The organism is Skermanella sp. TT6 (assembly GCF_016653635.2).
GTDB lineage: Bacteria > Pseudomonadota > Alphaproteobacteria > Azospirillales > Azospirillaceae > Skermanella > Skermanella cutis.
The window spans coordinates 3,248,895-3,275,608 of the sequence record NZ_CP067420.1; the positions used below are offsets into that span (position 1 = coordinate 3,248,895).

Annotated in this window: 29 protein-coding genes and 1 other RNA gene; 7 read left to right on the forward strand and 23 right to left on the reverse strand. The window is 67.3% G+C overall.

Annotated elements, in window-relative coordinates; translation table 11 throughout:
* Positions 1 to 48 precede the first annotated feature (48 nt).
* From tilS to IGS68_RS15390, 12 genes are all read right to left on the reverse strand, one after another.
* Positions 49 to 1,359, reverse strand: coding sequence for a tRNA lysidine(34) synthetase TilS (gene tilS / locus IGS68_RS15335; RefSeq protein ID WP_201070638.1), 1,311 nt, complete (start codon positions 1,357 to 1,359; stop codon positions 49 to 51).
* A 7-nt stretch (positions 1,360 to 1,366) separates the two neighbouring features.
* Positions 1,367 to 2,251, reverse strand: a complete 885-nt coding sequence (ybgF, locus tag IGS68_RS15340) for a tol-pal system protein YbgF (RefSeq protein WP_201070652.1) — start codon at positions 2,249 to 2,251, stop codon at positions 1,367 to 1,369.
* A 337-nt stretch (positions 2,252 to 2,588) separates the two neighbouring features.
* Positions 2,589 to 3,083 carry a peptidoglycan-associated lipoprotein Pal gene (gene pal, locus IGS68_RS15345; protein ID WP_201070655.1) on the reverse strand — a complete coding sequence of 165 codons (495 nt, stop codon included), beginning with the start codon at positions 3,081 to 3,083 and terminating at the stop codon, positions 2,589 to 2,591.
* Between the two features lie 163 nt (positions 3,084 to 3,246).
* Positions 3,247 to 4,599, reverse strand: a complete 1,353-nt coding sequence (gene tolB, locus IGS68_RS15350) for a Tol-Pal system beta propeller repeat protein TolB (RefSeq protein WP_201070658.1) — start codon at positions 4,597 to 4,599, stop codon at positions 3,247 to 3,249.
* 120 nt (positions 4,600 to 4,719) lie between these two features.
* On the reverse strand, positions 4,720 to 5,907 hold the full coding sequence (locus tag IGS68_RS15355; RefSeq protein ID WP_201070661.1) for a hypothetical protein: 1,188 nt from the start codon (positions 5,905 to 5,907) through the stop codon (positions 4,720 to 4,722).
* 3 nt (positions 5,908 to 5,910) lie between these two features.
* Positions 5,911 to 6,363, reverse strand: coding sequence for an ExbD/TolR family protein (locus tag IGS68_RS15360; protein WP_158044973.1), 453 nt, complete (start codon positions 6,361 to 6,363; stop codon positions 5,911 to 5,913).
* A gap of 3 nt (positions 6,364 to 6,366) precedes the next feature.
* Positions 6,367 to 7,086 (reverse strand): protein TolQ, encoded by a 720-nt coding sequence (tolQ, locus tag IGS68_RS15365; RefSeq protein ID WP_201070664.1) that lies wholly within the window; start codon positions 7,084 to 7,086, stop codon positions 6,367 to 6,369.
* A 17-nt stretch (positions 7,087 to 7,103) separates the two neighbouring features.
* The gene (gene ybgC / locus IGS68_RS15370; RefSeq protein ID WP_247880881.1) at positions 7,104 to 7,580 is read right to left on the reverse strand and encodes a tol-pal system-associated acyl-CoA thioesterase; all 477 of its coding nucleotides are present in this window, start codon (positions 7,578 to 7,580) and stop codon (positions 7,104 to 7,106) included.
* Entirely contained in the window at positions 7,573 to 8,631 is a 1,059-nt protein-coding gene (gene ruvB / locus IGS68_RS15375) for a Holliday junction branch migration DNA helicase RuvB (protein WP_201081367.1), read from the reverse strand. The genes ybgC and ruvB overlap by 8 nt, the downstream gene beginning before the upstream one ends.
* Positions 8,631 to 9,242: a Holliday junction branch migration protein RuvA gene (gene ruvA / locus IGS68_RS15380; protein WP_201070667.1), complete on the reverse strand. Its 612-nt coding sequence runs from the start codon at positions 9,240 to 9,242 to the stop codon at positions 8,631 to 8,633. The genes ruvB and ruvA overlap by 1 nt, the downstream gene beginning before the upstream one ends.
* Positions 9,239 to 9,781 (reverse strand): crossover junction endodeoxyribonuclease RuvC, encoded by a 543-nt coding sequence (gene ruvC, locus IGS68_RS15385; protein WP_201070670.1) that lies wholly within the window; start codon positions 9,779 to 9,781, stop codon positions 9,239 to 9,241. The genes ruvA and ruvC overlap by 4 nt, the downstream gene beginning before the upstream one ends.
* Positions 9,781 to 10,530: a YebC/PmpR family DNA-binding transcriptional regulator gene (locus IGS68_RS15390; RefSeq protein WP_201070673.1), complete on the reverse strand. Its 750-nt coding sequence runs from the start codon at positions 10,528 to 10,530 to the stop codon at positions 9,781 to 9,783. The genes ruvC and IGS68_RS15390 overlap by 1 nt, the downstream gene beginning before the upstream one ends.
* 492 nt (positions 10,531 to 11,022) lie before the next feature.
* Between IGS68_RS15390 and IGS68_RS15395 the strand changes: the two genes are divergently transcribed.
* Both IGS68_RS15395 and IGS68_RS15400 read left to right on the forward strand, forming a co-directional pair.
* On the forward strand, positions 11,023 to 11,319 hold the full coding sequence (locus IGS68_RS15395) for a BrnT family toxin (RefSeq protein WP_201070676.1): 297 nt from the start codon (positions 11,023 to 11,025) through the stop codon (positions 11,317 to 11,319).
* A 19-nt stretch (positions 11,320 to 11,338) separates the two neighbouring features.
* Complete coding sequence (locus IGS68_RS15400; RefSeq protein ID WP_247880883.1) at positions 11,339 to 11,578, forward strand: BrnA antitoxin family protein; 240 nt, start codon at positions 11,339 to 11,341, stop codon at positions 11,576 to 11,578.
* A gap of 87 nt (positions 11,579 to 11,665) precedes the next feature.
* On the opposite strand, the gene IGS68_RS15405 is transcribed toward IGS68_RS15400, so the two are convergent.
* The 5 genes from IGS68_RS15405 to IGS68_RS15425 form a co-directional block, all read right to left on the reverse strand.
* Positions 11,666 to 12,481, reverse strand: a complete 816-nt coding sequence (locus tag IGS68_RS15405; RefSeq protein ID WP_201070688.1) for a TIGR00282 family metallophosphoesterase — start codon at positions 12,479 to 12,481, stop codon at positions 11,666 to 11,668.
* 12 nt (positions 12,482 to 12,493) lie between these two features.
* Positions 12,494 to 13,087, reverse strand: a complete 594-nt coding sequence (locus IGS68_RS15410) for a 5-formyltetrahydrofolate cyclo-ligase (RefSeq protein ID WP_201070689.1) — start codon at positions 13,085 to 13,087, stop codon at positions 12,494 to 12,496.
* 21 nt (positions 13,088 to 13,108) lie between these two features.
* A non-coding RNA gene (gene ssrS / locus IGS68_RS15415) (6S RNA) lies at positions 13,109 to 13,269 on the reverse strand.
* Positions 13,270 to 13,282: 13 nt separating this feature from the next.
* A complete protein-coding gene (locus IGS68_RS15420) occupies positions 13,283 to 13,639 on the reverse strand; it encodes a cell division protein ZapA (RefSeq protein ID WP_201070691.1) in 357 nt (118 codons plus the stop codon).
* Positions 13,640 to 13,645: 6 nt separating this feature from the next.
* Positions 13,646 to 13,870, reverse strand: coding sequence for a hypothetical protein (locus IGS68_RS15425; protein WP_201070695.1), 225 nt, complete (start codon positions 13,868 to 13,870; stop codon positions 13,646 to 13,648).
* Positions 13,871 to 14,140: 270 nt separating this feature from the next.
* Here IGS68_RS15425 and tkt point away from each other — a divergent pair, with 270 nt between their 5' ends.
* Together tkt and gap are read left to right on the forward strand one after the other, a co-directional pair.
* Positions 14,141 to 16,156: a transketolase gene (tkt, locus tag IGS68_RS15430; RefSeq protein WP_201070697.1), complete on the forward strand. Its 2,016-nt coding sequence runs from the start codon at positions 14,141 to 14,143 to the stop codon at positions 16,154 to 16,156.
* 45 nt (positions 16,157 to 16,201) lie between these two features.
* A complete protein-coding gene (gap, locus tag IGS68_RS15435) occupies positions 16,202 to 17,209 on the forward strand; it encodes a type I glyceraldehyde-3-phosphate dehydrogenase (protein ID WP_201070708.1) in 1,008 nt (335 codons plus the stop codon).
* 90 nt (positions 17,210 to 17,299) lie between these two features.
* Here gap and IGS68_RS15440 read toward each other — a convergent pair whose 3' ends face one another.
* Complete coding sequence (locus tag IGS68_RS15440) at positions 17,300 to 17,752, reverse strand: DoxX family protein (RefSeq protein ID WP_201070711.1); 453 nt, start codon at positions 17,750 to 17,752, stop codon at positions 17,300 to 17,302.
* Between the two features lie 166 nt (positions 17,753 to 17,918).
* Here IGS68_RS15440 and IGS68_RS15445 point away from each other — a divergent pair, with 166 nt between their 5' ends.
* The 3 genes from IGS68_RS15445 to IGS68_RS15455 all read left to right on the forward strand — a co-directional run bounded on the left by IGS68_RS15445 (position 17,919) and on the right by IGS68_RS15455 (position 20,997).
* Positions 17,919 to 18,851, forward strand: a complete 933-nt coding sequence (locus tag IGS68_RS15445; RefSeq protein WP_201070714.1) for a LysR family transcriptional regulator — start codon at positions 17,919 to 17,921, stop codon at positions 18,849 to 18,851.
* Positions 18,852 to 18,912: 61 nt separating this feature from the next.
* Positions 18,913 to 20,085 carry a hypothetical protein gene (locus IGS68_RS15450; protein WP_201070716.1) on the forward strand — a complete coding sequence of 391 codons (1,173 nt, stop codon included), beginning with the start codon at positions 18,913 to 18,915 and terminating at the stop codon, positions 20,083 to 20,085.
* 201 nt (positions 20,086 to 20,286) lie between these two features.
* Positions 20,287 to 20,997: a type IIL restriction-modification enzyme MmeI gene (locus IGS68_RS15455; RefSeq protein WP_201070719.1), complete on the forward strand. Its 711-nt coding sequence runs from the start codon at positions 20,287 to 20,289 to the stop codon at positions 20,995 to 20,997.
* A gap of 152 nt (positions 20,998 to 21,149) precedes the next feature.
* Here the strand turns inward: IGS68_RS15455 and IGS68_RS15460 are convergent, their stop codons facing one another.
* From IGS68_RS15460 to IGS68_RS15480, 5 genes are all read right to left on the reverse strand, one after another.
* A complete protein-coding gene (locus IGS68_RS15460; RefSeq protein ID WP_201070722.1) occupies positions 21,150 to 21,815 on the reverse strand; it encodes a response regulator transcription factor in 666 nt (221 codons plus the stop codon).
* 179 nt (positions 21,816 to 21,994) lie between these two features.
* The gene (locus IGS68_RS15465; RefSeq protein WP_201070725.1) at positions 21,995 to 23,767 is read right to left on the reverse strand and encodes a methanol/ethanol family PQQ-dependent dehydrogenase; all 1,773 of its coding nucleotides are present in this window, start codon (positions 23,765 to 23,767) and stop codon (positions 21,995 to 21,997) included.
* A gap of 263 nt (positions 23,768 to 24,030) precedes the next feature.
* On the reverse strand, positions 24,031 to 24,975 hold the full coding sequence (locus IGS68_RS15470; RefSeq protein WP_201070728.1) for a quinoprotein relay system zinc metallohydrolase 1: 945 nt from the start codon (positions 24,973 to 24,975) through the stop codon (positions 24,031 to 24,033).
* Positions 24,972 to 25,781, reverse strand: coding sequence for a quinoprotein dehydrogenase-associated SoxYZ-like carrier (locus IGS68_RS15475; RefSeq protein WP_247880885.1), 810 nt, complete (start codon positions 25,779 to 25,781; stop codon positions 24,972 to 24,974). Before IGS68_RS15475 ends, IGS68_RS15470 begins: the two co-directional genes overlap by 4 nt.
* A gap of 75 nt (positions 25,782 to 25,856) precedes the next feature.
* Entirely contained in the window at positions 25,857 to 26,714 is an 858-nt protein-coding gene (locus IGS68_RS15480; protein ID WP_201070733.1) for a substrate-binding periplasmic protein, read from the reverse strand.

A 26,714-nucleotide genomic window follows, 5' to 3' on the forward strand; every position in this document is an offset into this window, starting at 1 on the left:
ATCCCGATACATGGGAAGTCCATCAGATTAGATAATGCCGCACCCGTTTTAAACAACTACGAATGCGGATGCGCTCACAGGTTCCGGAGGGGCGAATACAACTCCGATCGCCGTCCCGGTTCCCGATTCATCCTGGATATTGAATTCGTTCGCGAAATCGAAACGCGGGAAGCCGACGCCACCGTCCTCGCGCACCAGGACGGGCAAGGTCTCGCGCACAACCGCGGGAAGTCTTTCCAGGTGCTTCGGCAGCGCGCACGTCCGGCGGCCGAGGGCCGCCACGGTGCCGGCAGCGCCGGACGGCACCGTCACCAGGAAGCGCCCGTCCCAGCGCAGGGCAGCCCCGCCTCCGGTGACGATGCGCTCGTCCGCGGCCCGTGCCTCCCGCGCCACCAGCAGCCTGCCGTCGCCGCGGGGCATGATCCGGCACCCGCCCAGGGTCGCCCCGCGCGGCGGCGCGCCGTCGGAAAGGGACCGGAGGAACCGCTCGACCGCGTCGCGGCGGGGCTGGTAGCGGGCGCCGCCGACCGAGGCGAGGCAGCGGCCCAGCGCCCGCAGGGCGAGATCGTCCGGAGCCGCCCGGACCGGATCGGGGCGCAGGAGGACGCACCCCTCCGGCCAGACCTCGGCCGCCTCCGCGAGCAGCCGCGCCGTCGCGGCCTCCAGCGCCGCCCGGGACCGTCCGGCGCGCCGCGCCGTATCCGCAGCCCGGGCCGCTGTCCAGCCCTCCCCGGCGAGCAGGTCGGCCATGGTGCGCAGCCGCGCCCGGGCAAAGGCGGCGGACCGGTTGGAGGGGTCGTCGATCCAGGGCTGGCCCGCCGCTTCCAGGAGGTCCCTCAGGCGCGACCGCGACAGGCCGAGCAACGGGCGCAGGATCCGCACGGACCCGGCCTCGCGCAGCGGCGACATGCCGGCCAGCCCGTCCGGGCCGCTTCCCTTGGCGAAGCGGAGGAGGACGGTTTCTGCCTGATCCTCCAGATGGTGCGCCAAGGCCAGGTGCAGGATGCCTTCGGAGCGGCAGCGGTCCGCGAGAAGGCGATGGCGGGCCGCCCGCGCGGCCGCCTGGATGCCGGCGGCCGGTTTCGGCCCTTCCCACCGGAGCACGTCATGGTCGATGCCCCGGGCGGCGAGCCAGCCCCCGACCTGCGCGGCCTCGGCTGCGGCATCATGTCGCAGGCCGTGATCGACCGTCAGGGCCAGCAAAATCCCGCCGACCCGGTCCGTCCAGGCCTTCATCAGGATGCAGAGCGCCAGACTGTCGGGTCCGCCGGACACTCCGACCGCGACTCGGGGCTGCGGCTCGAACGGTCCCAGGCGGTCCATCAGGTCGAAGAAGTCGCCGGCGAGATTCCGGGTCATCCCGGGCTCAGGAGCAGTTCAGCCGGCCTCGTTCCTGGTCGGCGCGACGCTTGATCGTCGCGGGAGCGTCGGGGAATTCCGAGTTGAGCTGCTGGAAGGTGACGCAGGCCTCCTTCTTCTGGTTCAGCTGCCCCAGGGACATGCCCAGCTTCAGGAGGTTGTCGGCGGCCTTCGAGCCCTTGGGGTACTTCTGGTATCCCTCGGCGAACGCCACGGCGGCGTCGCCGTACTTGCCGCGGACATAGTAGGTCTCCGCCAGCCAGTACTGGGCGTTGCCGGTCAGCGGGCTGTCGGGGTGGTTCTTGACGAACTGGCCGAGGGCCGCCTCGGCATTGGCGTAGTCGGCGGCGCGGAGCAGGCCGAAGGCGTAGTTGTACTGGTCCTGCGCGGAGCCGGCCGGCAGGCGCGCCGCTGCGGTGACCTGCTGCTGGGGCTGCTGCGGGGCCGGCTTCGGCGGCGCCGCGGCCGTCTGGCCCTGCGCCTTCGCGGCCGGGGCGGCGGCCTGGGGCTCGGCAGGCTCGGCGTTCAGCTTGCTCTCGATCTCGCTCAGCCGGTAGTCGAGGTCGGACGCCAGCTTGTCCAGCCGCTCCCGCGCCTGGGTGATGCCGAACGTGGCTTCCTCGTACTTGCCGGTCAGGGTCTGCAATTCGCTCTCCAGGCGCGACAGCCGGACCTCGAAGTCGGCCGCCAGGCTGGGCGGGACGCCTGCCCCTCCAGGTGCGGGCGCCGCGGACGATCCGGCCGGGGCCGTGCCGCCGCGGTAGACCTGCCTGTTGAGGGTCTGGATCTCGTTCTCCAGCCGGTTCAGCCGGTTCTGGATGTTGACATCGGCCTGCGCGGCCGCCGGCCCGGACCATAGCATCAGGCCCGTCAGCATGAGGCCGGTCAGCATGAAACCGGCCGGCCTGGCGCCGGCAAGCGGCGCAACTCCGCCGCACCCTTCGGTCAACCATGTACCTGTCGCTCGAACCATCGCCTCTACCGCCATCATTGTTTCCTGAACCTGATCGGACCCGGCCGTCCCAGCCGCTGCGTCGAAAGTGCCTGTTGCGCTGCCGGCCGGCCAGGGCGGCGCCCTCCCGTCGCATGCGGGACGGATTTCCGCGCCTTACCTGAAGCCGGAGGCAAAAATAAGGCGCCACACCCGGCGGCCCGCTCAGGAACCGCTTGGTGTGGCGCCCCATTCGTCAGCGGGCTTGCATCCGCTGCCGCAATGATCCGCCGTCCGCTTAGTTGACGGTGGTCACGCCGCGGCGGTTCTGCGCCCAGGCGGCCTCGTTGGAACCGAGGACGGCCGGACGCTCCTTGCCGTAGCTGGTGGTGGCGATGCGGTTCGCATCGACGCCACGCGCCAGCAGGTAGTTGCGCACCGAGTTGGCGCGACGCTCGCCCAACGCGATGTTGTACTCGCGGGTGCCGCGCTCGTCGGCGTGACCTTCGACGGTCACGGTGACGCGCGGATACTGGTTCAGCCAAGCAGCCTGACGGTCCAGGGTTGCCCGGGCCTCCGGCGTCAGGTCGAACTTGTCATAACCGAAGAACACACGGTCGCCGACATTGACGACCAGGTCCTCCTGGGTGCCCGGAGCCGGACCAGTCCGGACCGGAGCCGCGCCGGCGGTAGCCCCACCACCGGCACCGGCCGAGCCGGCGTCTTGCGGCGTGGATTCGCACGCGGCGACCAGCACTACCGCAGCCAACAGGCTCAGAACCTTCAAACGCATCTGAAAAACCCCCTACAGCGACACACGATACCAAACACGGAAGAGCGAACGGGCCGACGCTAATCTCCGCCCAGTCCATCGAACCCAGTCTACCGAAAGTTTTCGATCTCCCGACTGTCTAACCTTAGCGTCGATCGTGCAGCGCGAAAATAAATGGTTACCGCTAAGGAATCAAGGGTGACCAAGCGGGATCCGAAGCATCGAGCGGCGTGACGACCTCGCGTTCATTGAAGCCGGTCAAGTCGACGCTGTACAAACGCGCGGTCCTGCTGCGATTCCCCTCCCCGCTCGGACGTTCGCGGAAGAACATCAGAACGCGTCCATTCGGGGCCCAGGTCGGCCCTTCGACGTGGAAAGCCTCGTTCAGCAGGCGTTCGCCGGTGCCGTCGGGCCGAATCACCCCGATATGGAACCGCCCGTTGGCGATCTTGGTGAAGGCGATCAGGTCCCCGCGCGGCGACCACACCGGGCTCGCGTAGCGGCCCTGGCCGAAGGTGATCCGCTGGGCATTTCCGCCGTTCGCGTCCATCACGTAGAGCTGCTGGGTGCCCCCGCGGTCCGACTCGAAGACGATCCGCTGGCCGTCGGGCGAGTAGGAGGGCGAGGTGTCGATCGCCGGGCTGTTGGTCAGCTGGTCGACCCGGCGGGTCCGCAGATCCATGGAATAGATGTCGGAGTTGCCCGAGGTCGCCAGGCTCATGATCACCTTGTTGCCGTCCGGCGAGAAGCGCGGCGCGAACGTCATGCCGGGGAAGTCGCCCAGGACCTCCTGACGGCCGGAGTCGATGTTGAAGAGGTAGACCCGGGGCTTGTTGTTGAAATAGGAAAGATAGGTGATTTCCGGCGCGCTGGGCGAGAAGCGCGGGGTCAGCACCAGGGTCCTGCCGTCGGTCAGGAAGCGGTGGTTTTCGCCGTCCTGGTCCATGATGGCCAGGCGCTTGATCCGCTTGTCGGCCGGCCCCGTCTCGGAGATGTAGACGATGCGGGTATCGAAATAGCCCTCCTCGCCCGTGATCCGCTTGTAGATCGCGTCGGAGATGATGTGGGCGACCCGGCGCCAGTTCTCCGGCACGGTGAAATAGGCCAGACCGGTCATCTGCTGCTCGGCCAGCACGTCCCACAGCCGGAACTCGACCCGCAGGCGGCCGTCCGGCTGGCCCTGGACCGTCCCGCTGACCAGCGCCTGGGCATTGATCACCTTGAGGTCGGCGAACCGCGGCTGGTTGTGCAGCGAGGCCGGATCCTGGATCAGCGCCTTGGGATCGATCGGCCGGAACAGGCCGGACCGCTCCAGGTTGGCCGACACCACCTGGGCGATGTCTCGGCCGACCTGGACTTCGGTACCGGCCTGGCCATGGAAGGTCGAAATCGCGACCGGCATCGGCTCGACCTTGCCGCGCGTGATGTCGAGGCGCAGTTCGGCCCGGGCGCCCGCGGCTCCGGCCAGCGTGATGACCAGGACGGCCAGCGCCAGGCGGCGGGCAAGCAGGACCAGATGGTACGGGAATGCAATCATGATCGGGTCATGCCTTACTATGATCGTTGTTCTTGCGGGAACGGGCGTCCCCTGGAGCACTCGGCAGGTGCGCCGACTGGGCACCTTGATCGTGTCATAATCAAGGTGCCCAACGGTCCGCTATCCCCGGAGCATGTCGCGCGGGCTGAAGACGAAGACGGCGTCCTTCCAGAAGTCGTAGCCGTCGGGCGGGAGGGGCAGCGTGCGGCAGCGCGGGTTCATCACGGCGCGCTGGGCCGATTCGGCGACGGCCCGGAACGCGCGGTCGCGCGCCATGCGTCCCTTGTCCACCACCTCGGCCCGCATGACCTGCCCGTCGCGGCCGATCTCCAGGCGGATCTCGACCGTGATCTCGTGGATGCCGGCCAGGCCGGGGTCCACGTTCCAGCACGCCTCGACCGTCCGGCGCACCGCGTCTTCCTGGCTCGCCGTCAGGCGGTCGGAGAGCTTCGGCGCGTTGCTGGCGGCCTGCTGCTGCGACGGCGCGGACTGCGACGGAGCCGGCTGCTGCCGCTGCGGCTGGGCCGGCGCGTTCGACGGCTCCGGCTTGAGGTTCTGGAGGTTCTTCAGGACGCTCGCGAAATCCTGCTTGGCCTCGGGCTGCTTCTTCTCCGGCTCGGCCTTCTTCGGCGCCTCGGGCTTGGCGGGCTCGGGCTTCTTCGCCTCCTGCTTCGGCGGCTCGGGCTTCTTGACCTCCTTGGGAGGCTCCGGCTTCGGCGGTTCCGGCTTCGGCGGTTCCGGCTTCTTCGGTTCCTGCTTCGGCGGCTCGGGCCTGGGGGGCTCGGGTTTCGGAGGCTCCTGCTTCGGAGGTTCCGGCTTGGGCGGTTCGGGCCTCTTCGGTTCCGGCTTGGGGGCCGGCTCCGGCTTCGGCGCGGGTTCGGGCTCCGGCGCCTTGGGCGGCGGCGGGGCGGGAGCCGGCGGCGGCGGGACCGGCCGGGGCGGCGGCGGAGGCTCGGGCTGCCGCTGGGGCGGCGCCGGCTCGCGCGGGGCCGGCGGCGGCTCGGCCACCTTCGGCGGCTCGGGCGGGCGCGGCGGTACCGGCACGGGTTCCGGCGGCGGCGCCTGGGCGAGCTGCTGCTGCGGCGGCTGGGGCGGCTGCGGGGCCGGCTCGGGCTTCGCCTGGGGCGGCCGGGGCGGCGCCGGCGGCGACTCGTCGATGCGGGTATTGGTCAGTTCGCCGACATCGACGATGTCGATCGGAATCGATTCCGGAATCTCGATAGGCTTCTGCATCATTGGCAGGCCCATCACGGCGATCGCGATGACCGCCACGTGGACCACCACCGAGAAGATGATGCCATTGCGCATGATCTAGCGCGCCGCGGCTTTGGGTTGCGGCAGCTCGGCGACCAGACCGACCTTGGTGAAGCCTCCGGCGCTGATGGTGCCCATAACCTGGAGCATGGTGCCGTAGGCGATCCTGTTGTCGCCGCGCACCAGGACGCGGGCCTCCGGATTGTTCTCGGTGATCGCGCGCAGCAGCGGGACGAGGTTGTCCAGCTCCACCGCCGTCTCCTGCACATAGATGCGGTTCTGCGTGTCCACCGTGATGAACAGCGGCTTGCTGTCGGTCGGCAGGGCCGGCGCCGCCGTCTTGGGCAGGTCGACCGGCACGCCGACGGTCATCAGCGGCGCCGAGACCATGAAGACGATCAGCAGCACGAGCATGACGTCGACGAACGGCGTCACGTTGATCTCGGCGAGCTGCTTGTAGGCGCGGCGTCGGCCGCGGCCCTCGGATTTCCCGGCGAGCTGGGCTCCCATGGATCAGGCCCGTTCTTCCAGATAGCGCGAGAGGATGGAGCTGAACTCGCTGGAGAACGCCTCCAGGCGTTCAGCGTAGCGCCCCAAATCTGTCGAAAATTTGTTGTAGGCGACCACCGCGGGAATGGCGGCGACGAGCCCCAGGGCGGTGGCGAACAGCGCCTCGGCGATGCCCGGCGCCACGACGGCCAGGCTGGTGTTGTTGGAGGCCGCGATCGAGGTGAAGCTGTTCATGATGCCCCACACCGTGCCGAACAGGCCGATGAAGGGCGCGGTGGAGCCGACGGTCGCCAGGAACGACATGTAGCGCTCGGCCCGCGCCATCTCGCGGCCGATGGTCACCGACATCACGCGCTCGACCCGCTGCTGCAGCCCGGCCTTGATGCCCGACGCGTTCAGCGACCGCTCGCTGGCGTGGCGCCACTCGCGCATGCCGGCGGCGAAGGTCGCGGCCATCGGGTCGCCCGGCTGCTTGCCCACGTCCTCGTAAAGCTTCTCCAGCGATCCGCCGGACCAGAAGCTCTCCTCGAAGTCGGCCGCCTGGGCGTTCAGCCGGCGCAGCCTGACGATCTTCTCGAAGATGATCGCCCAGCACCAGACCGAGGCGGCGAACAGCATGAGCATGACGGCTTTGACCACCACGTCGGCGGCCATGAACAGCCCCCAGACGGAGAGGTCGTGGGACGCCGCCGCCGCGCCGGAAGTGATGACAGAAGGATCCATGGTACTCGGTCTCGCCTTTAGCTGTTTGGGCCTTGATCGGTCTCGCCGCGGGTCCGTAGCGCGTCCAGCGTGGCCCGGACCGGCTCCGGCAACCGCACGGGCCGGCCCAGCGGATTGATGCAGAACACGGTTAACAAAATACGAACAAGGACCCTGCGCCCGGGCACGCCAGCCATGAGGACGGTCTGCTCGAACTCCAGGGAGGCGCCGCGGATATCGATGATTCGCGTTTCGACTTCAAGCAGGTCGTCGAGCCGCGCCGGGGCCCGGAAGTCGATCTCGCACCTGCGTACCGCAAAGGCCACACCCGTGTCGCCCGCGATCTCCGCATGACGGCTTCCCAGCGCCCGCAGCATCTCGGTGCGCCCGCGCTCGGCGTAGCGCAGGTAGTTGGCGTGGAACACGAGGCCGCCGGCGTCCGTGTCCTCGTAATAGACGCGGACCGGCAGCCGGTGTACCGCGCCGTCCATGCCGCCGCCGAAGACTTCACTCATCGGGGTCTCCCTCCGGCACCAGAAGGTCGAGCTGGCGCGCCGGGATCTGCGGGACGCTGAGGCCGAGGTAGCGGAACCCGCCGTCGGTCAGCATGCGGCCGCGCGGCGTCCGCTGGAGCATGCCCTGCTGGATCAGGTAGGGCTCGACCACCTCCTCCAGCACGTCGCGCTGCTCGCCCAGGGCGGCGGCCAGGGTCTCGACGCCCACGGGGCCGCCCGCGTAATTGCCGGCGATGCAGCCGAGATAGCGCCGGTCCATGCCGTCCAGCCCCAGCCGGTCCACTTCCAGCCGGTTCAGCGCCGCGTCGGCGGCGGCGGCATCGACCGCCCCGTCGCCCGCGACCGCCGCGAAGTCCCGCACCCGGCGCAGCAGGCGCCCGGCGACGCGGGGCGTGCCGCGGGACCTCAGCGCGATCTCGGCGGCGCCGTCGGGGGTCAGCTCCAGCCCGAGCACGCGGGCGGCCCGGCTGACGATCAGCTCCAGCTCGTCCGGCTCGTAGAACTGAAGCCGCAGCGGGATGCCGAAGCGCTCGCGCAGCGGCCGGGTGATCAGGCCGGACCGGGTCGTGGCGCCGATCAGCGTGAAGGGCGGCAGGTCGATCTTGATCGAGCGGGCGGCCGGTCCCTCGCCGATGATCAGGTCGAGCTGGAAATCCTCCATCGCCGGGTAGAGGATCTCCTCGACCGCCGGGGCCAGCCGGTGGATCTCGTCGATGAACAGCACGTCGTGCGGCTGCAGGTTGGTCAGCAGCGCCGCCAGGTCCCCCGCCCGGGCGATCACCGGCCCCGACGTGGAGCGGAACCCCACGCCCAGCTCCCGGCTGACGATCTGGGCCAGCGTGGTCTTGCCCAGGCCGGGCGGCCCGAAGAACAGGACATGGTCCAGCGCCTCGCTCCTGCCGCGCGCCGCCTGGATGAAGATCGCCAGGTTCTCGCGCACCTGCCGCTGCCCGACGAACTCCGACAGGGACAAGGGCCGGATCGTGCTGTCCGCCTGCTCTCCCTGCATGGGCTCGGGCTGCACCATGCGATCCTGCTCGGCTGCCGCCATCACGCGCTAAGCTCCTTCAGTCCCATCATGATCAACTGTTCCACCTTGGCGTCGGGGCCGGCCTTCTGGGCGGCCTGGGCGACCGCCGCGAAGGCCTCGGCCCGCCGGTAGCCAAGGTTGACCAGCGCCGACACCGCGTCGCCGGTGACCCCCGCCCCGGCCGGCGCGCCGCCGGACGCGGCCGTCGCCGGACCGGCGCCGAACTGCAGGTCGGCGACCTTGTCCTTCAGCTCGCTGATCAGGCGGTTGGCCAGCTTGGGGCCGACGCCGTCGGCCTGGGCCAGCGCGGTGCGGTCCTGCGCCGCGATCGCCTGCCCAAGCTTGTCCGGCTCCAGCACGGACAGCAGCGCCAGGGCCACCCGCGACCCGACGCCCTGCACGGTGGTCAGGCGCCGGAACCAGTCGCGCTCCGCCGCGTCGATGAAGCCGAACAGGGTCATGGCATCCTCGCGCACCTGCATCTCGGTGCGGAGCGACACGGCCGCCCCGGTATCGCCGATGCGCCGGAGCGTGCGCGCCGAGCAGTAGACGAGGTAGCCGACGCCGCCGCAGTCGACGATGCAGTGGTCGGTCCCGACGCTGTCGAGCAGGCCGGACAGCTTGGCGATCATGCCCGGCCTCCCCGCACCCCCGGGATCGCCAGGGCGCCCGCGATCACGTTGCGCGTGGCCGCGTGGTGGGCGTGGCAGATCGCCACGGCCAGCGCGTCGGCGGCGTCGGCCGACTTCATCTCGACGCCCGGAAGGATCATCCCGACCATCACCTGAACCTGGTTCTTGTCCGCATGCCCGGCGCCGACCACCGACTTCTTGACGAGGTTCGTCGGGTACTCCGCCACCGGCAGCCCGGCCTTGGCGGGGACCAGCAGCACGACGCCGCGCGCCATGCCGAGCTTGAGCGTGGACGCCGGGTTCTTGTTGACGAAGGTCTCCTCGACCGCCGCCTCGTCGGGCTTCCAGCGCTCGATCACGGCGCTGAGGCCGTCGTGGAGCTGCACCAGCCGCTCGGCGAGGCTGAGGTCGCCGTCGGAATGGATGGCGCCGTTGGCGACATGGGTCATCCGGTTGCCGCAGACATCGATGATGCCCCAGCCGGTGTGCCGCAGGCCGGGATCGAGCCCGACCAGCCTGAACGGTCCCGGTGCTCGCATCAGGCGGTCAGCCGCTCCAGCAGCTCGTTGGGGATGTCGAAGTTGCCCGACACGGTCTGGACGTCGTCGTTGTCGTCCAGCACGTCGATCAGCTTCAGCAGGCTGGCGGCGGTATCCTCGTCGGGGGCCACCGTGTTGACCGGCTTCCAGGTCAGGGCGGCGCTCTCCGCCGGACCGAACTTCTCCTCCAGCGCGTCGCGCACGGCGGACATGTCCTCCATCGAGGTCGTGATCTCGTGGACGTCGTCGGTGGAGTCCACGTTCTCGGCCCCGGCTTCCAGCGCCGCCTCGAACATGGCCTCGGCCCCGGCAGCCTTGGCCGGGTAGACGATCAGGCCGATGCGGCTGAACATGAAGGCGACCGACCCGGTCTCGCCCAGCGACCCGCCGTGCTTGGTGAAGGCCGAACGGACCTCGGCGGCGGTGCGGTTGCGGTTGTCGGTCAGCGCCTCGACGATCAGCGCGATGCCGCCGGGACCGTAGCCCTCGTACCGGACCTCTTCGTAGTTGGCGTCGTCGCCGCCCGGGCTGCCGCTCTTGATCGCCCTGTCGATCCGGTCCTTCGGCATGTTCTGCGTCCGGGCCGCGATGATCGCGGCGCGCAGCCGCGGGTTGGCGGCGGGGTCCGGGAGGCCCGACTTGGCCGCGACGCTGATTTCCCGGGCGAGCTTGTTGAACATCTTGGCGCGCTTGACGTCCTGCGCGCCCTTGCGGTGCATGATGTTCTTGAACTGTGAATGACCTGCCATGCGCTTGAACCTGCCCTTCGAGAGGCTTTTCTGAGTGTCGATAGGGATGATTATGGCAGCTGTCTACCACACCCGGCGCAGGGCCGCACGCGACAGAACGGCAGCGAAGGGCGGGACGCCGGCACAGATAACCGTCAATGAGAACATGATAGCTTAATATGGCGACATTGCGGTGTTGCTCATTCGTTTTGGCTCAGGTCACATGCCTCGAAATTAAGTTGAACAATTAACTAAATATACACTTTAAAGTTTTGGAGTCATAAAAATCCAGTCGGGTTAACTCAAAAGACATTGACGCAGCGCCACTCCTGTATATACAACTGTCTTGTCCGGGCACAGCAAACAGAGTGGATGCTGAACCGCCCTAACTGACAGCACGAAAATATCTTCGCGAAAGGATTAAATGATGCTGCAACTCACCATCCTAGACTTTCAAGGTCTTGTCATTTCCCTGATGGCACCAGATTGCCGACAACGGAAGGAAAATTGCGAATGGAGTTTGAGTGGTGTGATGAAAAGAACAACAAGAACTTCGAGAAACATGGCCTTTACTTCGATCATGTGATTGCAGCTTTTGCTGGTCATATGATCGAGAAAGAGGATAGTCGACGCAAATATGGCGAAAAACGATATATTGCCATTGGCATGGTAGACAACCACGTACTTGCAATTGTATATACATGGCGTAGTGGCATTCGCCGCTTAATTTCCGCAAGAAAGGCGAGGAAGGATGAACGGAGAGCGTACAGTACGACGCTCGCTGGGCTCAACCCCGACCAGGAAAGCTGACTGGTCCAGGTTTGATGAATTGACCGACGCTGACGTCGAGGTCGCCATACGAAGCGACCCCGACGCCGCGCCCGTGCTTGATCAACAATGGTTTGATGCGGCAGAGATCATCGAACCTTCGAGCAAGGCGGCCATAAGCATCCGTTTGGATAAAGATGTTCTAGATTTTTTCCGAACGAACAGCGAGAGATACCAGACCAAGATCAACGCAGTGTTGCGCTCGTATATGCAACACGAACTGCGAAAAGCTCGGAAGTAGTCCAGGAGGACCTTTCCGATGCTTGACGTAGTGCGTGAGGCAAGGAGCATTGCCAATCAACCGCCAACTATAGCGTGAGATGTACTGCTAGATACTCGGCAGATGGTTCGCCAGCCTCGGTCCGACCCTTACCGCCTCCGCCCGGACGGTCAGCCCCGTCCGGTCGTCGGTTTCCACGAAGACGCCGCAGACGGTGGCCTCGTTCTCTGCGGGGGTCATCTTCTCCGTCGGCAGCTTGCGGACGAAGCGGGCGACCGAGACTTCCTTCTTCATCCCGATCACGCTGTCATAGTCGCCGCACATGCCGGCGTCCGACTGGAAGGCGGTCCCGCCGTTCAGGATCTGGAGGTCGGCGGTCGGGATGTGGGAGTGGGTGCCGACGACGAGGGAGACGCGGCCGTCCAGATAGTGGCCCATGGCCATCTTCTCGCTGGTCGCCTCGCCGTGGAAGTCCAGCACGGCGGCGGTGATGCCGCCGCCCAGCCTGTGCTGGCGGAGCACCTTCTCGACCGCCGCGAAGGGATCGTCCAGGGCGTCCATGAACAGCCGCGCCATGACGTTCATGACGAGGACCTTGCGCCCGCCCTGGAGTTGGAAGATCGAGGCGCCGCGGCCCGGCGTGCCATCGGGATAGTTGAGCGGGCGCAGGATGCGCGGCTCGCGGTCGATCGACCCGATCAGTTCCTTCTGGTCCCAGACATGGTTCCCGGTGGTGATGCAGTCGACGCCGGCCTCGAAGAACTCCCGGGCGATCTTGTCGGTGATCCCGAAGCCGCCGGCCGCGTTCTCGCCATTCAGCACCAGGAAATCGACCTTCAGCGCGGCGCGCAGTTCGGGAATGCGCTTCAACGCCGCCTCGCGGCCGCTGCGTCCGACCACGTCGCCCAGGAACAGGAGTCTCATGTCACCATCAATCTAATCTGAAATTCGGAGCGCCGACGTCTCCGTCACGATCCAGTCAAGCGGCTCGTCGTACCGATCGCGGGGAACGGTTTCGACCTCCTGCGCCGCGAAGCCTATGCCGATCGCCGTCACCGGCTTGATCCGCCGCAGCCGCTCCAGCGTGCGGTCGTAGAAGCCCGCGCCGTAGCCCAGCCGGAAACCGGCCCTGTCGAACGCCAGCAGCGGCACCAGCAGCGCGTCCGGCTCGACCTCCGGTTCCCCGGCGGCGGGGGCCAGGATGCCGAGCCCGGTGCGCTCCATCGGGACCTGCGGCGTCCAGCGTCGGAACAGCAGCGGCTCGCCGCGCGCCGCCACGACCGGCAGGGCGCAGGTGAAGCCGTCGAGATCGAGACGGGACAGGACCGGCCTGACGTCGAACTCGCTGCCGATCGGCCAGTAGCCGGCGACCACGGCCGGCCTGGGCATTCCGGCCAGCAGCCCGGCGACCCGGCGGCTCACCGCCTCGGAGGCCTCGGCGCCGGCGGCAGCGGCCGCTTCGGCGCGCAGCGCCTTGGCCGACGCCCGTGTCGCGTTCTTCAGGTCGCGAAGGTCGGCTGGGTCGGTCATCGGCGCGAAAAAGGAAGAGTGGAAGGAGCCGCTTGGCCGTTGGCGTGATTGCTATCCTCTGCGGCCTGCCTAAGCAGGTGGGCGCCGTGTACCGAAACCACGGTTTCGGCAGGGACAGCTCCCGAGAGTAATAGGTTATCGGCCCCAGGGATAAAGCAGCCTGACGAACCGCGCAGCAACCTTCCGATCCTTAACCTAGGCACGATCGAGCTTGGCTGCAATATCCCCGATGCGTTTTGCCAGATGATCGACGGCGGCGACCATCACGTCCTCCTCCGCCTGAGAGGTTCCGTTGGCTTCGCCCGGCGCGGCGCCGTTGCGGACGTCGGCGGCCAGGGCGTCGTACTCCGCCTTCAGGTCGAACAGCTGGTCGGTCACCAGCAGGGCCCCCATGGCCAGGGCCTGCGCCTCGCCGGCGGTCGGCGCGCGGCCGGCGATGGCGCGCAGCTGGCCGTCCAGATAATTGGCGAGCTGGCGCAGCCGGGCCTCCTGCCCGTCCTCGCAGCCGATCAGATAACTGCGCCCGTTCAGCGTAACGTCGACACGCGGCATCCGCTCCTAATCCTCCAAAACGGTCTGCAGCCGGCCTATCGCCGTATCCAGGCGCGCCGAGACGGTGTCCGCCACGCCCTTGGCCTCCGCCTCCGCCGCCCTTGCGGCTTCCAGGGCACGCGCCAGTTCGTCGCGCTCGGCGATGCGGCGGCCTTCCCGGCGGTCCAGGGCCGCGTCGAGCTGGTCGATCGCCATGTCGAGGCTTTCCAAGGCGGCTTTGAGTCGGTCCATCGGGGCGAAGCCGATCCTGCGCAGAAGTGAAACCAGTCGGCCCCGACCTTAGAGGCGCGCCCGCGCCGCCGTCAACCACGCTTCGCAGACGCCACATCCGGGCATCTCGCGTGTTGACGTGGGCAACCGGCGGCGGCATGGTGCCCGCGTTTCAGAATTTTGAAGCCTTGTCGCAACGCCGCGCGCACCCCCGGTTGCCGCCCCCCATTCTGACCCGGGGGAGCCGACCGGGGGCGGCGCGTTCAGACTCTAGCCAGGAAACCCGTCACCATGCCGACGCCGCCCACCTCCGCGACCCCCGCAAGCCCTGCCGGCGTTCCGCACGAGCAGTTGGCGAACGCGATTCGCGTACTCGCCATGGACGCGGTCGAGGCCGCGAAGTCCGGCCACCCCGGAATGCCGATGGGCATGGCCGACGTGGCGACGGTGCTGTTCGGCAAGTTCCTCAAGTTCGATCCAAAGGCGCCGCAGTGGCCCGACCGCGACCGCTTCGTGCTGTCGGCCGGCCACGGCTCGATGCTGCTGTACAGCCTGCTCCATCTCACCGGCTACGAGGAGATGACGATCGACGAGCTGAAGCGGTTCCGCCAGCTCCACAGCAAGACCCCCGGCCACCCGGAGGTGCTCCAGTCCGGCGGCATCGAGACGACCACCGGCCCGCTCGGCCAGGGCATCTCCACCGCGGTCGGCATGGCGCTGGCCGAGCGGATCCTGAACGCGCGGTTCGGCGACGACCTGGTCGACCACTACACCTACGTGATCGCCAGCGACGGCGACCTGATGGAAGGCATCAGCCACGAGGCGGCGTCCTTCGCGGGCCACCTGGGCCTGTCCAAGCTGATCGTCCTGTGGGACGACAACCAGATCTCGATCGACGGCCCGACCAGCCTCAGCTTCACCGACGACACGCTGAATCGCTTCCGCGCCTATGGCTGGGACGTGCGCGAGATCGACGGCCACAATCCGCAGCAGATCACCACGGCGATCGAGTACGCCCGGACCACCGACGCTCCCTCGCTGATCGCCTGCAAGACCATCATCGGCTACGGCGCGCCGACCAAGGGCGGCACCCACCATTGCCACGGCTCCCCGCTGGGCGCCGACGAGATCAAGGCGGCGCGCGAGAAGCTGGCCTGGACCCACGAGCACTTCATCATCCCGGAAGAGATCACCCAGGTCTGGCGCGGCTTCGGCCAGCGCGGCGTGGCAGAGCGGGAGAGCTGGCAGGCCCGCCTGGACGGCGCCGACGAAAGCCTGCGCAGGAGCTTCACCCACGCCGTCTCCGGCGAGCTGCCGGCCGATTTCGACGCGGTGATCGACGGCTTCAAGAGCAAGGTCTCGGCCGAGCAGCCGAAACTGGCGACCCGCGTCGCCTCGGGCAACGTGCTGGACGTCCTGGTCCCGGCGGTGCCCGAGCTGATCGGCGGCTCCGCCGACCTGACGCCCAGCAACAACACCCGCGTCAAGAACACCGGCGCCGTCCAGCGCGGCGACTTCCACGGCCGCTACGTCCATTTCGGCGTGCGCGAGCACGGCATGGCGGCGGCGATGAACGGCATGGCGCTGCACGGCGGCATCATTCCCTACGGCGGCACCTTCCTGACCTTCAGCGACTATTGCCGCCCGGCGATCCGCCTCGCCGCCCTGATGAAGTCCCGCACGATCTTCATCATGACCCATGACAGCATCGGCCTGGGCGAGGACGGCCCGACCCACCAGCCGGTCGAGCATGTCCCGGCGCTGCGCACCATCCCCAACCTGCTGGTCTTCCGTCCGGCCGACGCGGTCGAGACGGCGGAGTGCTGGGCGATCGCGATGAAGAGCGTCCACCGCCCGTCGCTGATGGCGCTGACCCGCCAGAACCTGCCGACGGTCCGGACCGAGCACACGACCGAGAACCTGTCCGCCAAGGGAGCCTATATCCTGGCCCCGGCCGACGGCGAGCGGAAGGTCACGATCTTCGCCACCGGGTCGGAGGTGGAGATCGCCCTTCAGGCCCGGGCCACGCTCCAGGCCGAGGGCATCGGCACGGCCGTGGTCTCCATGCCCAGCATGGAGCTGTTCGAGGAGCAGGACGAGGCCTACCAGGACGAGGTGATCGGCGAGAACACGGTCCGCATCGCCGTCGAGGCCCAGGTCCGCCAGGGCTGGGATCGCTATATCGGCCGCAAGGGGACCTTCGTCGGCATGAAGAGCTTTGGCGAATCGGCGCCCTACCAGGATCTCTACAAGCATTTCGGCATTACCGCCGATGCCGTGGTGACGGCCGCCAAGGCCAAGTTGTAAACGGGCGCGTCAAAGCCCGCGAACGTATTGGGATAGGAGGAATCGATGGCTGTTAAGGTTGCGATCAACGGATTCGGGCGTATCGGCCGTCTGGTGCTGCGCGCGATCTACGAATCCGGCCGCACCGACGTGGAGGTCGTCGCGATCAACGACCTCGCCGACGTGCATACCAACGCGCACCTGCTGAAGTACGACAGCGTCCACGGCCGGTTCCCGGGCACCGTGGAGGCCCGCGAGGGCGTGCTGGTCGTCAACGGTCACGAGATCAAGGTCGTCCAGGTCCGCGACCCGGCCCAGCTCCCCTGGGGCGACATGGGCGTCGAGATCGCGCTGGAATGCTCTGGCATCTTCACCAAGCGCGACGATGCCGCCAAGCACCTGACCGCCGGCGCCAAGAAGGTCCTGATCTCCGCCCCGGCGACGGACGAGGACCTGACGGTCGTCTACGGCGTCAACCACGACAAGCTGACGGCCGAGCACAAGATCGTGTCGAACGCCTCGTGCACGACCAACTGCCTCGCCCCGGTCGCCTTCGTGCTGAACAATCTGGTCGGCATCGAGAAGGGCTTCATGACCACGATCCACAGCTACACGGGCGACCAGCGCATCGTGGACACGATGCACAAGGACCTGCACCGTGCCCGCGCCGCCGCGCTGAACATGATCCCGACCTCCACCGGCGCCGCGAAGGCCGTCGGCAAGGTGCTGCCGGAACTGAAGGGCAAGCTGGACGGCACCGCCATCCGCGTGCCGACCCCCAACGTCTCGGTCGTGGACTTCAAGTTCATCGCCAAGCGGGCGACCAGCCCGGAGGAGATCCAGAAGGCCATCTCCGACGCCGCGGCCGGCCCGCTCAAGGGCATCCTGGGCGCCTATGACGAGGAGCTGGTGTCGACCGACTTCAACCACGACCCGCACTCCTCGATCTTCGCCCTGAAGGAGGTCAAGGTGATCGACGGCAACTTCGTCCGTATCCTGACCTGGTACGACAACGAGTGGGGCTTCTCCAACCGCATGGCCGACACCGCCGTCGCCATGTCGAAGGCCGGCTGAGCAGCCCGGCCGAAGTCCTGACGTGAAAGACAGTGCCCGGGAGCATCGGCCGATGCTCCCGGGCACTTTTCGTTGGGGACGCCGCCGAGGTCAGCGGGCAGCCTGCGCGGTACGTCCGGCGCCGCCGAGGCCGAGAAGCTTCTCAGGCTTCAGCGCATGGGCGCCGGCGCCGAGCAGGGCCTGGACGACCAGGGTCACCGTCCAGAACGCGGGGAACTCCCAGCCGCCGCCGGTGCTGCCGAACATCCAGCCGTTCGGCAGGTGCTGGAGGGTGGCGCCGATCATGATCGGCAGCAGGGCGATGGCGACCATCCGGGTCCAGGCGCCCAGGATCAGGGCGAGGCCGCCGCCCAGTTCGCCCAGGATGACCAGGTAGGCGAAGAAGCCGGGGTAGCCGATGGTCTCGAAGAACTGCACGGTGCCCGGGATCGTGAAGGTGAAGATCTTCAGCCCGGCGTGGGCGAGGAAGAGGATGCCGAGGCTGACGCGCAGCACGAGCGCGGCGTAATCGGCCTGCGACTGGGTCGAGTGAGAAGCGTTCATTGTCCGTCCATCCCGATCTGCGGCCCGCCTCGCGGACCGCTTTGGTGAAGGGGCGGATTGTCCGGCCCCTGATGGACAGAACTGTGCATTGAGAACCCCTGGAGGTTAATCCGCTCGTTCCGGCATAAATAAGCTACGACGAGTATACAATCCGGAGTGCCGCCCCATGGATCGGATCACCGCCCTCGCCGCCTTCGTCCGCACCGTCGAGTTGGGCAGCCAAGCCGCGGCGTCGGAGGATCTCGGCCTGTCCCGGGCGATGGTCGGCCGGCATATCCACCAACTGGAGGACCGGCTGGGGGTCCGCCTGCTCAACCGCACGACCCGCAAGCAGAGCCTGACCGAGGCCGGGCTGGCCTTCTTCGAGAAATGCGCGAGCATACTGGACCAGCTGAGCGAGGCCGAGCGGGTCGCCAGCGAGTTGCAGGCGGAGCCGCGGGGCACCCTCCGGGTCAACGGGCCCATGAGCTTCGGCAGCACCCACCTCGCCTCCGCCCTGGCCGCCTATTGCGAGCGGCACCCGCAGGTCCGTATCGACCTCGTGCTCAACGACCGGCAGGTGGACCTGGTGGAGGAAGGCTACGATGTGGCGATCAGGATCGCCCGCCTGACCGACTCCAGCCTCATCGCCCGGCGTCTTGCCCCGATCCGGATCGTTCTCTGCGCCTCCCCGGACTATCTGAGCCGGAATGGAACGCCGCGCACGCCGCCCGAACTCGCCGGGCACAATTGCCTGCTCTACACCTATTCCCCCACGCCGCTCGACTGGACGCTGATCGGTCCCGACGGGGTCGAGACCACGATCCGCGTGTCCGGCAGCCTGTCGGCCAACAACGGCGATGCGCTGGTGGCCGCGGCCGTCGCCGGGCAAGGCATCGTGCGCCAGCCCACCTTCATCGTCGGGGACGCGCTCCGCGACGGCAGGCTGGTGACGGTGCTGCCGGATCACGCCCTGCCGCAGCCCAGCGCCTACGCGGTCTATCCCCATGCCCGCAACCTGTCGCCCAAGGTCAGGAGCTTCGTCGATTTCCTGGCCGGGCATTTCCGCGGAGTCCCTCCTTGGGATGTCGGCCTTGATGAGGCGTCAGCTTCCCGTTAACCATCGACATCTAACATCCCCGGTTCAAGGCGGCCGAACTGACAGCAACCGGAGATAACAGATGCCGAAGATCCGCGCACCGATCCGCCTGCTGGCGGCACTGCTGCTGCCGATGCTCGGGGCACCGGGAGCCTCCGCCTTGACCCTGACCATCCCGCCGGGAGCGGCGCCGGAGATCGTCTTCGACCATGCCCGCGACGCCTGCGAGAAGTTCGACGTGCCCGACGTTCCGGCCAGCGTCTTCAGAGCCCATGACGGCACCGTCCGCCTGATCGCCAGCCATTGGACCAACCGGGGCATGGCCGGTCCCGACCTCGACCATCTCCGGCACTCCTGCGACATCCTGTACGAGGGTGGCAGGGATGACGATCCCTCGGCCTTCGACGACCGGGGCTGGATCACCAGCACCTACACCCTCGACGGCAGGACCGTCCATGCATTGGTCCACAACGAGTTCCACGGCCACCGCCGCCCGGCCCTCTGCCCCTCCGGAGGCTACATGGAGTGCTGGTACAACACCATCACCTATGCGGTATCGACCGACGGCGGCCGGACCTTCAAGGCGCCCAGGGGCCGTCGGCTGGTCGCGGGCGTGCCATACCGGTACGATCCGGCCCGCGGGAAGCGCAGCGGCCTGTTCAACCCGGCCAACATCATCCGGCGAGGCGACCATTTCTACACGATGATGAGCGCCGCCCCGCAGGGCGCGCAGGCCTTCGGCATCTGCCTGATGCGGACAGACCGTTTGGACGACCCGGCATCCTGGCGGGCCTGGGACGGCCACGGTTTCAGCGTCCGCTTCATCGACCCCTACCGGGAAGAACCGAACCCGGCCGGCCCGCCGGCGACATGCACGCCGGTTCCCGGCTTGACGCGCCTGGTCACCAGCCTCAGCCTGCACCGCCCCTCCGGCCTCTATATCGGCCTGTTCACCCACCGTCAGCCCACGGGAACGGACGGCGCAACCGTCGACGGCGTCTTCTACAGCACCAGCCCCGACCTGCTGGCATGGTCGCCGCCCCGGCTGCTGTTTCCGACCCCGGTCACCCTGAACAAGGGATGCGACACCCGGCCGGTGGTCTATCCGTCGCTGGTCGATCCCGACAGCCCGTCGCGGAACTTCGAGGACACGGACGACGACGCCTATATCTACATGACCCGAATCACCATGGATGGATGCAAGACCGGCTGGACCCGAAATCTCGTCCGCATCGGAGTCCATATCGACCGGTAAGCCCGCACCGCTCGACGACCGAATACTGGGCTAATTTCTTCAACCCTTGTTCACAATCCTGTCATGGCTGTTAAATTTTCTGTTTCAGGATAAGTATTGGGGTAAACTTAAATTTCTTTCTAATCAAACAATACTGTCGCACCCGAATGCATAAAATTGCCTTCGTGTGAGTACGAATGTATTTTGGCGGGAACATCCACCATGGGTTCCCTCATGAAGTTCGCATCCGCGGTGATCGCCGACCCTATTCCAGCCTTCATCAGCCGATGGAAGGAATCCGGCGCGGGAGAGCGCGCGAACTGTCAGCTGTTCCTGTCGGAACTGTGCGATCTGATCGGGGTTCCCAGGCCCGACCCCACGCGGGACGACGACCGCTACAACCTTTATGTGTTCGAACGGAAAGTGGCGTATCCACGTGCCTACGGCGCGGTCAGCACGGGAAGGATCGACCTCTACAAGCGCGGCTGCTTCGTGCTGGAGGCGAAACAGGGCAGCGACCAGAAGACCTTGTCGCTGAAGACCCGGCGCGGCACGGCGGTCCGCGGCGGCAAGCACTGGGAGCGCACGATGAACGACGCCCGGCTCCAGGCGCTGGCCTACGCCCGCGCCCTGCCCGCCCGGGAAGGCCCGCCACCCTTCGTCATCGTCGTCGATGTCGGGCATTCGATCGAGCTGTTCGCCGACTTCAGCGGAACCGGCCTGCGCTACGACCATTTCCCGGACGCAGGAAGCCACCGCATCCTGCTCGACGACCTCACCCGGGCGGAGATCCGCAACCGCCTCGCCAAGGTCTGGACGGCGCCCTTCGACCTGGACCCTTCCCGGAGCAGGATGGTGCCGCCCCGGCGCGCCGCGGACCGGATGGCGGCGCCCCGGCATATCACGGCTGTCGTTCCCGCACAGGGGTTCTGACGGGCCAGAGCATTGATCACTGGGTACGAAGTAATTACATCATTCACAGATCAACGCAGATGGACACAGATAAGGAAGAGCTCAAATAATTATCTGTGTCCATCTGCGTTGATCTGTGGACAAGTAAATCTGTGACCCGTTCCGGAAGCTGATTACCGAGCGCCCTGGAAACTGTCGAAATGGAGCTTGGAGGCGAAGACCACCGCCTGGGTGCGGCTGTAGACCTTCAGCTTCTGGAGGATCGCGGAGACATGGGCCTTGACCGTCGTCTCGGCGATGTTCAGCTCAAACGCGATCTCCTTGTTCAGCTTGCCGGTGCCGAGCATTTCCAGCACGCGGAGTTGCTGGGCGGTGAGGGTCGCGATCCGGCGGGCGATCTCCGCATCGTCGTCCCGGCCGTTGCACTCCGTCGTACGCTGCTCGCGCTGGATATGCGGGGGAACATAGACGTTGCCCTTGATGACGGTGCGAAGGGCTTCCGCCATCTCCTCGCGCGGGGTCGATTTGGGGATGAATCCGACGGCGCCGTAATCGATCGCCTGATAGACCAGCTTGGCGTCCTCGTGCGCGGAGACGATCACGACCGGCAGGGCCGGGAACTGGGCGCGGAGTGCCAGCAGGCCGCTGAAGCCGTTCACCCCCGGCATGGACAGGTCGAGCAGCGCCAAGTCGAAATCGCCCTGCGTGCGGATCGCCTCGATGGCTTCCTCTAGGTTTGAGGCTTCCGTGGGGAGGCTGCCCTCGACCGATAGCGAGAGCGCAGTCTTGAGGGCGTCTCGAAACAGCGGATGATCGTCCGCGATCAGAACCTTGCACATGGCTGCTTGTTGCGCTCGTTGTAGCGGCGTTTCCTGATAACCGAGTGTGCTTCGGGTTACGGCACGATGCAAGATGGAACTCGTCACAAAAGCGCGGTTCCTCAGCGGAAAAAGGGGGCCGGTTCGCACCGGCCCCCCGAAGCCATCCAATCAGGCGTCCCGAAGCTTCGGCACCGGCCTCAGGCCTTCGGCAGCTTGAACACCCAGAGCATGCCGCCCTGGTTGATGTCCTTGACCTTCTTGGCGACCTCGCCGCCCCACAGCGGGACGGCGCCGCCCCAGCCGGACACGACGGAAACATACTGCTCGCCGTCCATCTCCCAGGTGACCGGGCTGCCGACGATGCCCGAGCCGGTGTTGAACTTCCACAGCTCGGCGCCGGTCTTGGCGTCGAAGGCCTTCAGGAAGCCCTCCGGCGTGCCGGTGAAGACCAGGTTGCCGGCGGTGGTCAGGACGCCGCCCCACAGCGGAGCGGGGTTCTTGTATTCCCACACGATCTTGCCGGTCTTCGGGTCGACCGCGCGGAGCGCGCCGATATAGTCGTCGAACAGCGGCTTGATGGTGAAGCCGGCGCCCAGATAGGCAGCACCCTTCTTGTAGGTGATCGGCTCGTTCCAGATGTCCATGCCCCACTCGTTGGCCGGGACGTAGAACAGGTCGGTCTCCGGGCTGTAGGCCATCGGCATCCAGTTCTTGCCGCCCAGGAAGCTCGGGGCCGCGAAGATCGGCTTGCCCTGCCCGGCCGCGGCGCCGCCGCCGTCCATCGGGTTCGGCGGACGGTTCTCCTCCACATAGATCGGGCGGCCGGTGTTGAGGTCGAAGCCCTTCGCCCAGGAGGTCTGGGTGACGAACGGCGTGGCGCTCAGCAGCTTGCCGTTCGTCCGGTCGATCACGAAGAAGAAGCCGTTGCGGTCCGCCTTGGCGCCGGCCTTGATGATCTTGCCGTCCTTCTTGAGGTCGAACGAGATGAACTCGTTGACGCCGTCGAAGTCCCAGCCGTCATGCGGCGTGGTCTGGAAGTGCCACTTGATCTCGCCGTTGTCCGGGTTGATCGCCAGGGTGGACGAGGTGTAGAGGTTGTCGCCCGGGCGCAGGTGCGAGTTCCAGGGCGCCGGGTTGCCGGTACCGAAGAAGAGCTGCTTGGTCTCGGGGTCGTAGGTGCCGCCCAGCCAGGTGGCGCCGCCGCCGGTCTGCCAAAGGTCGCCGGTCCATGTGGCGTTCCGTACGCCGGTCATGGTGCTTTCCTTGCCGTTGAGGGTCCCCATGTTCCCCTCGATGGTCGGCCGGGTCCAGATCACCTCGCCGGTCTCGGCGTCACGGGCCTCGACCGCGCCCAGCACGCCGAATTCGCCGCCGGAATTGCCGGTGATGATCTTGCCGTCGACGATCAGCGGCGCCGCGGTCATCGAGTAGCCGGCCTGGTAGTCGGCGACCTTCTTGTTCCAGACGACCTTGCCGGTGTCCTTGTTGAGGGCGACCAGGCGGGCGTCGAGCGTGCCGAAATAGACCTTGTCGCCCAGGATGGCGGCGCCGCGGTTGACCACGTCGCAGCACGGCATGATGCCTTCCGGCAGGCGCGCCTCGTACTGCCACTTCTTCTCTCCGGTGCGCGCGTCCAGCGCGAACAGGCGGGAGTAGGAACCGGTCACGTAGATCGTGCCGTCATGGACGATCGGCTGCGACTCCTGGCCGCGCTGCTTCTCGCCGCCGAACGAGAAGGCCCAGACCGGAGTCAGCTTCTTGACCGTGTCGGTGTTCAGCGCCTTCAGCGGGCTGTGGCGCTGGCCCTGGTGGCCCATGCCATAGGTCAGCACGTCGCCGGGCGTCTGGGCATCCTTCAGGATGTCGTCGTTGGTCGGGCCGGCGGCCTGCGCGGCACCCGTCGCCAGACCGAAGGCGAGCCCGCCGGCGACGGCGCCCGCCACGGCATAAGACGTCTTAATTCGCTTCATAAAGTCAGCCTCCCTCAAGAGCACACGACGCCGGCGCCGGGTCGCCGGGCGGCCGCCGGAGCAATCCCGCCCCGACAGCCAAGCCCCGGCCTTGCCAAATCTTCCCGGGCCCGCAGGCCTGTTTGTCCTTGGTCGGGGAGCTTAACCTCATGCCGGACCCAAGCAATTGGCAAAAAGTACAATAGGTATGGAGATGCAAAATCAAGGAAACGCAAATCATCCCGCGCCCGTGAGGAAGCGGGTTGAGCCGAATCGGACCCTCTTTAGTTCACGCGCGGCAATACAGATTGTTCTATTTTTGGGTATAGGTGCGCCACCGAGCGCGTGAATTCCTCCCGAAGGACGTTGAGGACGGCGAATCGCGCCGGTATTTCGATCGCCATGACTTCGTTCATGTCCAGGCCGGTCTCCGCCGCCCCGCGCAGGGTCGCGTCGAGCCAGGTCAGGTAATCCCGGGTCTGGCCTATCGCTGCTTCGTCGGACCGGACGGTGCCGTGGTTGGGCACCAGCACGGCGATGTCCAGCGCCTCCAGTTCGTCGAGCGCCCGAAGCCACCGCGCGATGTCGGCGTGCGGCGTGGTCGGCGTCCGGTCGGAGAACACGAGCCCGCCCGCGAAGAGGACGCCGGTGGTTTCGTCGAACAGCGCGAGGTCGGCCGCGGTGTGCCCGTCCAGCGGCATCAGGCGAAGTCGATGCCCGCCATAGACGACGGTGGCGCCCAGCACGGGTTCGGTCGGGACGACCACCTCGGTTCCCCGCATCCAGTCGCCGATCAGCCTGTACATGTTCTCGGTGACCGCCGGGCCTTCGCTGCGGATGCCGTCGATGGTGCCCGGAAGGGCGGCGACCGGCACGTCGGCGAAGGCCTGGGAGCCGAGGAAATAGTCGGGATGAAGGTTGCTGACGAACACCTTCGCGATCGGCCGCGGCGTCACCCGGCCGATCGCGGCCCTCATCTCCTCGCCATATCGGCGGCTCGGTCCGGTCTGGATGACGATCACGCCGTCGTCGGTGACGATGAAGCCGGAATTGAGGATGTTCCCGCCGTTCTCGGCGGTGAAATGCTCGGCTTGCCCCTCGAACACATAGGTGTCGGCGGCGATCCGGCGCGCCTCCAGGCCATAGGTCCGCCCGGCGGCCTGGACGGCGCCCGCCGGCATCAGGATCAGGCATAGCAGCCCGACCGCCCCCTTGAGCGTGCCTCTCATCGCCGGACGGGGTCCAGCGCGCTCTGCCGCCACGGCAGGGGAACCTCGGCCTCGATCTCCGTGCCGTTGTTGTCGCGGCCGCCGATGCCGAGAGACCGGCTTCCGGGCGAGGGCGTCACCTCGACGGTGAAGACCGGGTTCTCCGACACGGGCTCGAAGCTGTCGATCCGCGCCAACTCGCGCCCGTCGGCGTCCCGGATCGCCAGATCCTCCAGGTAGAAGGCGGGGATGCCCGGCGCCAGGCCCGTGTCCATCGGATGGCGCACCCGCAGGCGAAGGCGGGTGAAACCGGATTCGGGGGAGGTCCAGGCGCGGGCCTGCACCTCCCCCAGATGCCGCTCCCAGGTCGGATCGCCATGGGCCAGCGCCGGGGACGTGCAGCCGCCGCCCGCCGCGTCGACGAACACCCCGCCCACGTGCCAGACGCCGTCGGGCGTCCGCGCCGCCGCCCGGATCGGAGTCGCCTGCTGAAGCTTGAGGCGTAGCGCGATGGTCGGCCGAGCCGCGACCGGGCGATAGTTGAGGATCCGCGGGATCGGGTTCATGTCGGCGAAGACGACTATCTCCTCCACCGCGCCCAGGGCCGTCGCATCGACCGACACCGGCACGTTCAGCGCGTCCTCGGCGCTCGCGGGGGCGGAGACCCGGACCCGCCCGTCGAACCGGACCGGTCCGCCGCCCAGGATGACGGCATGCATGTCGTCCCACATCACGGAGCGGAGAGGATCGGGTTCGGTGGCGACGGCGCTCGCAGCCGAGGTCGCCAGCACCACCGCGGCCAAAACTGCGCCAAGGGTCTTCAGCACGCGCGCTCTCCCCATCCTATGCGCCCCCATGCTTCGTGGGAGCGTCCGCTTCGGGTCCTCGATCCCATTGGGATCCTATTGGGCAGGCCGATTGTGCGTCAGCCCGTGATTCCCGTAGATTTCCGTCACCTTACCACTTTCGAGAAGCTCGGTCACGATGTCCCCGACCCGGTAGCCCAGGTCGCGGGCATCGTGCTTCACCGCCAGGCCGATCGGCCATTCCGCCGGCGTCAGGTTCGGCGCCGGCATCGATCCGATCGGGAATTTGGCCCGATCGGGTCCCAGCGCTCCCTCCAGTTCGCTCAGCGGGGCGAAAACCGCCGCCACGGCACCCGCGCGCAGGCCCGCGACCGCCTGCCCGACATTGGTATAGTGGACCACGTTGGCGGCGAGCCGGCCCCCGAAGGCGCCGCTGAGATAGAAGTCGGGGACGGTATCCAGCTCGACCCCGACCTTCTCGGTCTGGAACACGGGAAACCCCGCGGTCTCGGAAACGCGCGCCGGATCGCGGGCGACGGCGTAGGTCTCCCGCTGGTACGCCCCGAAGATGACCACCAGATCGTTGCGCTGCGCGAAGGTCCGGTTGACCGGCACATGCATCATGATGTCGGCGACGCCGCCGCCCAGGATCGGCCCTTTCCAGACGGCGTTGCGCAGATCGTCGTCCATGGTCTCGTCCGCGGTCAGTTCCATGAAGTCGACCCGCAGCCCCAGCTTCTCGCCGATCGCCTTGCCCAGGTCGACGTCGGCACCCTTGAGGACACCGTCCTCGCGGTAGGAGAAAGGCGGGAAATCACGGTAGACGGCGATCCGGACCACCCCGCGCGCCACCACGTCGTCGAGCGGCACGGCCGCGGCCGAGACCGCCGTCGCCGCCGTAAGGACGACCGCGGCGGCGACGGCGCGGCACCAGGAAGCGATCGTTCCTGCCAT